The organism is Microcoleus sp. Pol10D4, from assembly GCF_036701555.1.
Taxonomy (GTDB): Bacteria; Cyanobacteriota; Cyanobacteriia; order Cyanobacteriales; family Microcoleaceae; genus Microcoleus.
On sequence record NZ_JAUBRA010000112.1, the window covers coordinates 1 to 10,407 of the forward strand.

At 45.6% G+C, this 10,407-nt stretch carries 7 protein-coding genes; 6 read left to right on the plus strand and 1 reads right to left on the minus strand.

The features are described from left to right. Positions 1-333: 333 nt before the first annotated feature. Positions 334-936, minus strand: coding sequence for an IS607 family transposase (locus tag QUA36_RS29770; protein ID WP_333163956.1), 603 nt, complete (start codon positions 934-936; stop codon positions 334-336). A 336-nt stretch (positions 937-1,272) separates the two neighbouring features. On the opposite strand from QUA36_RS29770, the gene QUA36_RS29775 reads away from it, so the two are divergent. The 6 genes from QUA36_RS29775 to QUA36_RS29800 all read left to right on the plus strand — a co-directional run bounded on the left by QUA36_RS29775 (position 1,273) and on the right by QUA36_RS29800 (position 10,223). Then, a complete protein-coding gene (locus QUA36_RS29775) occupies positions 1,273-2,136 on the plus strand; it encodes an SGNH/GDSL hydrolase family protein (RefSeq protein WP_333459989.1) in 864 nt (287 codons plus the stop codon). A 436-nt stretch (positions 2,137-2,572) separates the two neighbouring features. Further along, a complete protein-coding gene (locus QUA36_RS29780; protein ID WP_333459990.1) occupies positions 2,573-4,006 on the plus strand; it encodes an ammonium transporter in 1,434 nt (477 codons plus the stop codon). Positions 4,007-4,238: 232 nt separating this feature from the next. Then, positions 4,239-5,447 carry a 4-hydroxy-3-methylbut-2-enyl diphosphate reductase gene (locus tag QUA36_RS29785; RefSeq protein WP_333163949.1) on the plus strand — a complete coding sequence of 403 codons (1,209 nt, stop codon included), beginning with the start codon at positions 4,239-4,241 and terminating at the stop codon, positions 5,445-5,447. Positions 5,448-6,189: 742 nt separating this feature from the next. Further along, positions 6,190-8,148 (plus strand): CHASE3 domain-containing protein, encoded by a 1,959-nt coding sequence (locus QUA36_RS29790; protein ID WP_333453608.1) that lies wholly within the window; start codon positions 6,190-6,192, stop codon positions 8,146-8,148. After that, on the plus strand, positions 8,111-8,572 hold the full coding sequence (locus QUA36_RS29795) for a response regulator (protein ID WP_333459991.1): 462 nt from the start codon (positions 8,111-8,113) through the stop codon (positions 8,570-8,572). Before QUA36_RS29790 ends, QUA36_RS29795 begins: the two co-directional genes overlap by 38 nt. A gap of 175 nt (positions 8,573-8,747) precedes the next feature. Beyond that, positions 8,748-10,223 carry an ATP-binding protein gene (locus tag QUA36_RS29800; protein ID WP_333459992.1) on the plus strand — a complete coding sequence of 492 codons (1,476 nt, stop codon included), beginning with the start codon at positions 8,748-8,750 and terminating at the stop codon, positions 10,221-10,223. The last annotated feature ends 184 nt before the right edge of the window (positions 10,224-10,407 follow it).

Genomic DNA, 10,407 nt, shown 5'->3' on the forward strand with positions numbered 1-10,407 from the left:
ACTTTTGTTACCTCTGTGGAAAAAATCCTGAAAGAATTTGGAGAAAACTATGTAATTAATTTTGTCTAGCTACTTACAACGGACGGTCTACCAGAACCAATCAGAGAAAAAAATCAAAATCATCCCGCTATTATGCAACGCCTTAAATATAGCAAGTCTATTTGAGTCATGAATGTAGAACCACCTGAAACGCTGGCGATCATTGAATCGATTGTTTACAAATCAAATGGTTTTGCTATATAGTAGTTTCCGATTGCATGAGATGTGCGTCGGTAATTGGTAATTGGTAATTGAGAATCTGTAACTAACGAACTTTGCAAGCTGGTGTATTGATTAGAGTTTACCGGCAATGGCTTTAAGTTCTTCAACGACGCGCTTGTTATTGGGATTCGTGCTGCCATCAAGGCGGGCGGAGACAACAGTGATTATTTCTAGTATATCTTTAGCTAAATCCTCGTCACAGCTAGTATTTTCGGTTTGATTTATAATCACTACCTCTGTCCCAAAGTGTTCGCACAAATTAAAAATTAGTTCAGAACCAAATCTCAGCAGTCTGTCTTTGTGAGTTAATACCAACCTTTCGACTTGATTGTCTGCGATCGCCCGAATTAGATGTTGTAAACCCCGCTTACTGTAATTAACCCCAGAACCTACATCCTCAATGATTTGGAATTGCCACCCCTGAGATGCACAAAACAATTCCAAAACTTGTTTTTGTCTGTCTAAATCATCTTTTTGGTTGTGACTGCTAACCCGAGCGTAAGCAATGGTTAAAGCGCCGTTGGGTTTTAAGCCGAGAAGATGAGCTAGGTCATAGCGTCTGTGACCATTAGCCGTGCGTTCGGGTATTAGCTTGCCTTCGGCTTCCCATCTTCGCAAGGTGGAAGCGCTCACACCTTTAAGTTTGGCTGCTTCAGTTATAGTTAATTTTTTCATTTTTGGATTTTAGCATCAGAAATGGGTAATTTCGGTAAGTTTTAGATATATTTATGTCCCCGTCTGCGGGTTGGACAAGTCCGATTTATGTGCAAGAAAGTTTGGTAGGCAGATTTTTTATGGTAAAGTAGTGCCAAAAAGCAAAGTTCTGCATCGCCGCCCTTGCCCAACACAGCACAGTGCTTGATTATTACAAGAATTGAGGCTTTAATTGAGCGGTAAAATTTGATGCAGCAATGAGTGCAAATTATTCGGTGTGATGGCTGCAAATAGCTTGAGTTTATGGAGAAGTTTGGAGGAGGTAGCAGAAGTAGAACTCATAAATCCCTCTTAGGGATGGAAGTTAGCCGATCAAAAACTGTTCCGGTTTGGGCTTTGCTATCTTTGGTGACGAACGGGGTACTGATACTTACAGTCGCTCAACTACTGCTGCGGGGAAACAAGTTGACAGAAAGCTTCCAGGCGAATGATGCGGTGACGGCAGAAGCGGCCCAGGAACAAATTGACCAACCGGCGATCTCTGCAAAGGCAGTGCTAGACGTGCCCGTTCCCGGGCCGCGACATAAATGGACTTACCAGCAGTGGGTGACGCAGTTGGGTCGCGAAGCTGAGGCGGCGGCGGCGAATCGACCCTCAAGACTGAGTGTTTTGGCTGGGGATTCTCTGAGTATGTGGTTTCCGACCAAGTTGTTACCAGTTGATCGAATTTGGCTGAATCAAGGGATTTCGGGGGAGACTTCCCTGGGTTTGCTGAAGCGGTTGCAGTTGTTCGATCGCACTGCGCCGGATACAGTGTTTGTGATGATTGGGATTAACGATTTGTTGCGGGGGGCCAGCGACGAAGGGATTTTGGACAACCAGCGGCAGATAATTCGCGATTTGCGGTGGGCTCACCCCAAAGCACAAGTGGTTGTTCAGTCGATTTTGCCGCACAGCGGGGAACAAGCTACTTGGGAAAATCGCGATCGGCTGTTGGCGATTCCTAACAGTCGGATTAGGTCAATAAATCGACGGCTGAAAGAAATTGCTAGTTCGGAAAATGTTTTGTATCTGGATTTGTACCCGCTGTTTGCGGATGCTGACGGCAATTTGCCAACTGAACTCAGCACAGACGGCTTGCACCTTAACGATCAAGGTTATCTGGTTTGGCGATCGGCTCTCCAACTATTCGATCAGATGCAGTTGAAAAATGAGTCATGAGTCATTAGTCATTAGTCATTAGTTATGAGTCATTAGTCATTAGTCATTAGTCCTTAGTTAGAAAAATAAAGGATGAAGTCATATTCTCCCCAACTCTCCCCCTTTCCGATTACTGTGTTGTCACTGGCTATGTCAAGTAGCGACTGATACATTAAGAAATATGATAGTTAGCTATTTAGTATAAGGTGATACAGAATAACTGTTTGTACAAATGGTGGAATCCAAAAGGCATAGACCATTGGATTGATAGTTGACGAATTTAGATGGGTCCGGCTATACAAAGTCGGGAGGTTGAGGATTGGGGAATTATCTATTGAAGATTTGTTCCGCTAAAACACGGACTTAAAACCAAATAACTATTGCATCTAAAATCCTCGCATCTAAAATCGGCTGGGTCTTCCTTAAAAATTGCTGAGTATGAGAAGGTACAACTAACGTGATCAAAAAAAGTTTAACGATCGGCATCATCGCGCTGTGGCTGTTAAGCGTACCGCTAACGGACAATGCCTTAGCTCAAGATGCTGCTGGTACTGCTGCTGCAGTGGTGCCGAATCCGATCGACACCGGCGATACGGCCTGGATGTTGGTTTCCGCAGCACTGGTATTACTAATGACACCGGGGCTGGCGTTTTTCTACGGGGGACTGGTGCGATCGCGCAACGTCCTCAACACCATGATGATGAGCTTAGTCATGATGGGACTGATCGGCGTCACCTGGACGCTGTGGGGCTACAGTTTGGCCTTTGACGTTTCGACTCCAGCGTCCGAAGGCTTTGGGAAAGGGATCGAAACCTTCATCGGCGGTTTCGACTGGATGTTCTTGAACAACGTCACGGCCGACAAACCAGATCCGATCGGCTACGCACCGACCATACCCCACCAAGTCTTCATGGTTTACCAGATGATGTTCGCCATCATCACTCCGGCCTTGATTTCAGGGGCGATCGTCGAACGGGTAACATTTAAAACCTATTTCTGGTTCGTACTGCTGTGGTCTACCTTCATTTACTCTCCTTTAGCCCACTGGGTTTGGGGTAGAGGCTGGCTGGGGGCGATGGGAGCTTTAGACTTTGCCGGCGGCACAGTCGTGCACATCAGTTCCGGTGTGTCTGCCGTTGTCGCAGCTTGGGTAATCGGACCGCGCAAAGACCATTTGAACAAGCCCCACACCCCCCACAACGTACCCTACGTCTTGCTGGGAATTGGGCTGCTGTGGTTCGGCTGGTTTGGCTTCAACGGTGGTAGTGCTTTGGGTTCTGGTTCTTTAGCAACAGTGGCTTTTGTCACCACAATGATTTCAACAGCAGCAGGCGGTTTAACTTGGACAATCCTGGAATGGGTGCTCAGAGGCAAACCGACAGCAGTGGGAATTGCTAGCGGTTTCCTAGCGGGATTGGTGGGCATCACACCTGCGGCTGGATTCGTGCTGCCAGTGGGGGCGCTTTTGATCGGATCGATCACTTCGGTTTGCTGCTTCTTTGCCGTTAGTTTCCGGGCTAAGCTGGGATTTGACGACTCTTTGGATACCTTCCCGATTCACGGCTTAGGCGGAACTGTGGGTGCGATACTGACTGGTGTGTTTGCGACTAAAGCGGTGAACGCTGCCGGAAATGACGGGCTGTTTGCCGGGAATCCGGGGCTAATCGTCACCCAGTTTGTAGGCGTTCTAGCTACTTACGTGTTTGCGGCTGTCGGCACTTTTGTGATCCTGAAAATTTTGGAACAGTTTATGGAACTGCGAGTGCCGTCATCTGCTGAAGACCAAGGTTTGGATATTGGTCAGCACGGGGAAGAAGCTTACGGTGAGGATTTTGCCGGCGGTTTCAGTTCGTTTGAATCGAGTTCTCCTTTTGCGCCGAAGAAGGTGTAAAGCTGATTTTTTGAATAAGTTAGATCGTGCAGAGACTCAGCTATCTGGGTCTCTCTGCTTTTTTAAGTTTTTTTTTAACGAACCGCGTCTTCGCGATTCATTCCTTCTTCCCTCTCATGTGTCGATCGTATAAATAGCATATCCCCTCTTCGCTACTGAGCCAATAAGCCCGATCGCACCCCACGCATTCTAAAATCAAAGGTAATTAACCTAGATTTCAACTCGATACCGCATGGATACTAAAGCTTTTAAACGATCGCTCCAACAGTCGGAAAACTACCACCGCAAGGGTTTCGGACACGAAGCTGAGGTAGCTGGGGTAATGCAGACGGCTTATCAAAGCAGTCTGATCCAGCAAATTCGCGACAATAATTACAGACTCGAACGCGGCGCAGTCACGATCCGACTGGCTCAGGCTTTTGGTTTTTGCTGGGGGGTGGAACGCGCTGTAGCTATTGCTTACGAGACTCGCCAGCATTTCCCAACCGAACGGATTTGGATTACTAATGAGATTATTCATAATCCGTCTGTCAATCAGCATTTGCGGGATATGGAAGTTGGTTTTATTGCTGTTGAGAATGGGCAGAAAGATTTTTCGGTTGTCGATAGCGGCGATGTGGTAATTTTACCGGCTTTTGGGGCGAGTGTCCAAGAAATGCAGTTGCTTAATGATAAGGGCTGCAAGATTGTTGATACTACTTGTCCTTGGGTTTCTAAGGTTTGGAATACTGTTGAAAAGCACAAAAAAAAGGATTATACTTCGATTATTCACGGTCAGTACAAGCATGAGGAAACTGTTGCTACGAGTTCTTTTGCTGATAAGTATTTGATTGTCCTGAATTGGCAAGAAGCTGAATATGTCAGCAATTATATCTTGCATGGGGGCGATCGCGCTGAGTTTCTGGCTAAGTTTAGTAAGGCTTATTCTGCTGGTTTTGACCCGGATCGGGATTTAGAAATGGTGGGGATTGCTAACCAAACTACTATGCTCAAAACTGAGACGGAGAATATTGGCAAATTGTTTGAAAAAACGATGATGCGGAAGTTCGGGCCGGAGAATTTGAGCGAGCATTTTCTGAGTTTTAATACTATCTGCGATGCGACTCAGGAACGGCAAGATGCTATGTTGAGTTTGGTTGAGGAAAAGCTGGATTTGATGCTGGTGATTGGGGGTTTTAATTCTTCTAATACTACGCATTTGCAGGAAATTGCGATCGACAAAACTGTTCCTTCTTATCACATTGATTGTGCAGAGCGCATTTTACCGGGAAATCGGATCGAACACAAGCCTTTGGGGGCAGATTTGGTCGTAGCTGAAGGTTGGCTACCGGATGGTAAAATTGTGGTGGGTGTGACTTCGGGTGCTTCTACGCCTGATAAGGTTGTTGAGGATGCGATTGATCGCATTTTCGCGATGAAAGCAGCGGCTGCGATTGTGTAATTATATTGTTGCGGCACTGCACTCGGAATCATAATTTTCTCAGTTAATTTTCTCAGTGCAGGACGAGTGTCTCTTTGCGAGTGCGATCGAGACGCTCGCTCGCAAAAAGATATAATTCCGATGTTAAACTAATTTCAACTCATTCATTCTCCCCAATTACCCGATCGATCGCATTTCTGATTTCTGATACTATTCACCCGCGTCATCGCCTCTGTGAATTTCTCCCTGCCTCCAAAAAAAAATATTTTTTAAATAAAATATTAAAAAATCGCCTTTTTTTTGGGGTAAAAAGCTTGACTTGGCTATTTTGATAATGTATTATTTAATAATGGGAATATTAGCAAAATTAAAATTTATGTCACCACTACCATTATCTAAAATATACCCCAAAAATCAACTGGAGTCAATAGGTAAAAATTCTTTTATTTGCGCCGCAATTTGAAACTGCCCAAGGAACAGGAACGATACAAAACTCGATACAAAAAAAGGTGAATTAAGCTTTGCAGGTTATCCTAGATTGTCTGGTGCCTGCCTGAATCACGAGACGCAAGAGAGCGATTTATGCCATCTCCGACTTAAGGCGGATGCGAGGAAGAGCGAGGCTAAACTAAACACAAGATTGATCGCACATTTGAACCTTAAATTTATAGGCTTTAGTCGCCGTCTCTGAGCGCGCCAAAAACTCGGGTAGTCTTAATCCAGCTAAAATAAAAAAAAGCAGGACTCGCGCGCCGAGTATTTCATGAAACAATCACTGACTCCCCAAATCACAGCAGGTATCGGAATGGTAGTGGCGCTGCTAATTTTCAATGCGGCAACTTCCTACCGCAATACTCTCAAGTTAGTCGAAAACGAACGCTTGGTGAGCCACACTCACCGAGTTTTAACCGAACTCGAAGCCACGCTTTCCACATTAAAAGATGCTGAAACCGGACAGCGCGGTTATTTGCTGACGGGAGAAGAACGTTATTTAGAACCGTATCACAGCGCGATCGCCCGCATCAACCAACAAGTAGTCGGATTGCAGCAGCTAACCGCTGACAACAACCTGCAGCAACAGCGCATTCGCAACTTGAAAATTGCGATCGACTCTAAATTAGCCGAACTTGAAGGAACCATCAATCTGCGACGCCAACAAAACTTAGCAGCAGCCCTGCAGCAAGTAAAATCCGGTAGGGGAAAGCAAATCATGGGCGACATTCGGCAGCAGATAGCCGCCATGACTGCGGAAGAAACTCAGCTATTGCAGCAGCGCGCCCGAGAATCTCAAACGAGTGCTAATTTGACAATCCTGACTTTTACCGTTGCTGCTTTACTAAATTTCTTGTTGATGGTGTTGGTTTACTATTTGGTGAAGCGCGATCGAACTTTGCGCGACAATGCCGAAATCAAGCAAAATCAACTGTTAGAACAGCTAGAACAAGATCGCCACTCCCTACAATTAACGGAAGAACGTTTCCGCCTCGCCATTCTCAACGCACCGCTGCCAATTATGCTGCACGCTGAAAACGGAGAAGTTTTGCAAATTAACTGCGCTTGGACTGAACTCTCAGGCTATGAATATTCCGAAATTCCCACAATTGAAGATTGGACAGAAAAAGCTTACCACAGCCGCAAATCCCTAGTGCAAGCAGATATCGATCGACTGCACCAATTAAACGCGCGCATTTCTGAAGGCGAATATATGATTGCCACAGCCAGTGGCGAAAGCCGAATTTGGGACTTTTATTCCGCGCCTTTAGGCCAGCTTTCTGACGGCAGAAGTTTAGTAATTAGTACCGCCATTGACGTAACTGCGCGCAAACAAGCAGAAGCCGAAATTCGGATGCTCAACGCTACCTTAGAACGGCGAGTGGAACTCCGCACCAATCAACTTCAAGCAGCTAACGAAGAATTAGAAGCTTTCACCTATACCGTTGCCCACGATTTGCGTGCTCCCCTGCGGGGAATGCAGGGATTAGCTGAAGCTTTATTAGAAGATTACCGTGACATCCTCGACGAACTGGGTAAAGAATACGCCCAGCAAATTGTTAATTCTGGGCAACAACTAGAAGAATTAATCCAAGATTTGCTAGCTTACAGCCACCTGAGCCGCACTAATTTATCGCTGCAAGTTTTAGACTTAGAATCTGTTGTGGCCGAGGCAATTGCTATGGTAAAAGCTGACGCTAAATCCAGGCACGCTCAAATCAGTGTTCAATCACAATTGCCTGCGGTAATTGCCCACCGCGTTACTTTAGTTCAAGTAATCGCCAATCTGCTAACCAATGCTATAAAATTTGTGGAAGGCGCATCCCCCCAATTGCAGATATGGGCCGAGGAACTTGAGCTGCCTCAAGAGGGAGAGACAGACACGGATACAGCGGGAGAATTGGAAAGGCAAACTGTGGGACAGTGGGAAAATTCCCAGTTACTTATGGCCAGCCCTCTATTGCCAGTCCCCATCATCCGTCTGTGGGTAGAAGACAACGGCATCGGTATTGCTCTAGAACATCAAAAACGGATCTTTCGGGTTTTTGAACGGCTGCACGGTATCGAATCTTACCCCGGAACTGGTATAGGATTAGCTATTGTAAAAAAAGGAGTCGATCGCATGGGCGGTCAAGTTGGAGTGGAATCTCAATTAGGACAAGGCAGTCGATTTTGGATACAACTGAGGAAGCATGACGCAAACGCAGACAATTTTACTGGTGGAAGATAACCCCGTTGATGTTTTGTTGATGCAGCGGGCATTTCGGAATGAGACTTTTGCTAATACTTCGCTGCAAATTGTCCGAGATGGAGATGCAGCGGTTTTTTATTTAAATGGTGACGGAGAGTACAGCGATCGCGATCGCTATCCTTTACCTGCGATAATTTTACTAGATTTGAAATTGCCCAGGCGGTCCGGTCACGAAGTTCTGGTTTGGCTGAGGCAGCAGCCGGAACTAAAACGCTTGCCGGTGGTTATGCTTACTTCTTCTAGGCAAACACTTGATGTCAAGCGAGCTTACGATTTAGGGGTAAATTCTTATTTAGTCAAACCATTCGGGTTTGCTTCTTTATTAGAAATGATGCAGAGTTTTAGGGAGTATTGGCTCAACTATACCGAACTACCGGAACCGAGAGAATTTAGTGGTTTGTAGTGGCTGTTTATCGGTTTTTATTGCTTGTTTCCTCGTTACCAGGCTGTTCCTGGTAACGAGTGAATTAAGTTTTTAGTGAGGAATCCCGTCATTTTTTTAAAGGGCAACCTCCCAGATTTTTATTAGGAGTGATTGATCGGGACTCTAGCTAACAGCCAAATTATAAGTTGTTAAAGTGGTACACATTCTAGTAATTGACGACAACCCAACAGATAGGCTGCTCGTCAAACGCGAGTTAGAGCGGCAATTGCCGCAATTGCAAATAACGGAAATTTCAGACGATAGATTATTCGAGGAAGCACTGAAACGAGGGGGATTCCATCTGGTAATTACCGATTACCAGCTACGCTGGACAAACGGTTTAGATGTGCTGAAAACTATCAAAGCCAGTTATCCAGAATGCCCGATTGTAATGTTTACGAATACTGGCAATGAAGAAATTGCTGTAGAGGCGATGAAATCAGGATTGGACGACTACATTATCAAGTCGCCGAAGCACTACGTCCGCCTTTGCGTTGCTGTTCGTGCAGTGCTCGATCGAGTTGCAGCCTGGGAACGAGTTGCTCGACTGGAAAACCAACTTCATTCTCTGCTAGAACGCTTAAATGTCGGAGTTTTTCGAGCGAGTTCCGAGGGGCAGCTTTTGGAAAGCAATCAAGCTTTTTTGCGCTTGTTTGATACCAGCAATTTAGCAGATGTCCAAGGGATTTATCTCCAGCAATTGTTTGTCCAACCCCTAGATTCAGGGAAGTCTTGGTCTCAAAATATCGAAATTACATTTCCTTTGGCAGACGGTCGAGTAAAATGGATTCGGTTTACTCAATATCTCTACAGCGCAGAAGGTGAAAGTACAATTGAGGGATTGGTTGAAGATATTACTGAGATCAAGCAGGCTGAACTTGCTTTGCGGGAATTTAATGAAACTTTGGAAGAGCGGGTGAGAGAGCGTACTGCTGAGTTAGAAGAAGTTAACGCACAGCTCGAATCGTTTACCTATTCAGTTTCTCACGACTTGCGCGCTCCTCTGCGGGGAATTTTGTTTTTTGCTGAAATGTTGCTTAAAGATAAAGCCAGCGAGTTGGATACTACCGCACAGGATTACTTGTCTCGGATTAATGATGCTGCAAGTCTGATGAATACTTTAATCGAAAATTTGCTAGAGTACAGCCGCCTCAGCAAAGCTAACTTACCACTAAAAGCAGTTTCTCTTCATTTAATTGTAGCTCAATCGATCGCGCAACTAGAGGCTGAAATTGCCCAAAAACAAGCTCGGATAACGGTTGTCGAACCGCTACCTACGGTGTTGGCCAATCCTGCTACGCTGCTGCAAGTCTTGGTTAACTTGCTCTCCAATGCTATTAAGTTCGTGGAACCTGGGATAGAGCCGCAGGTGCGAGTTTATGCAGAAGCTGAGGAGGAATGTATCTATCTTTGGGTAGAAGACAACGGCATTGGTATTGCAGAAAAATTTCAAGAGAGGATTTTTGGGTTGTTCGATCGCCTGCACGGTCAAGAAGTGTACCCAGGGACGGGAATAGGGCTGGCGATAGCGAACAAAGGAGTCGATCGAATGGGGGGTGCGATCGGGCTGAAATCGACTCTGGGAATCGGTACCCGATTCTGGGTAAAATTACGCAAGTGCCAGAGTTGAGGAAGGAAGTTCGGCAACGCGCAGTGAATCGTGATTTAAAAGATGAGGTTGCCACTAAGAGGCTTTTAACAGCAATATTCTGCTGTAGCTGACAAGCATCAATCCCCCATTCGTAACAAGTTAAGCTTGGATGGCAGTTGTCAAGGGGATTTGAGAAGATGCTTCAAAGAAAAAGTAGTCAGAC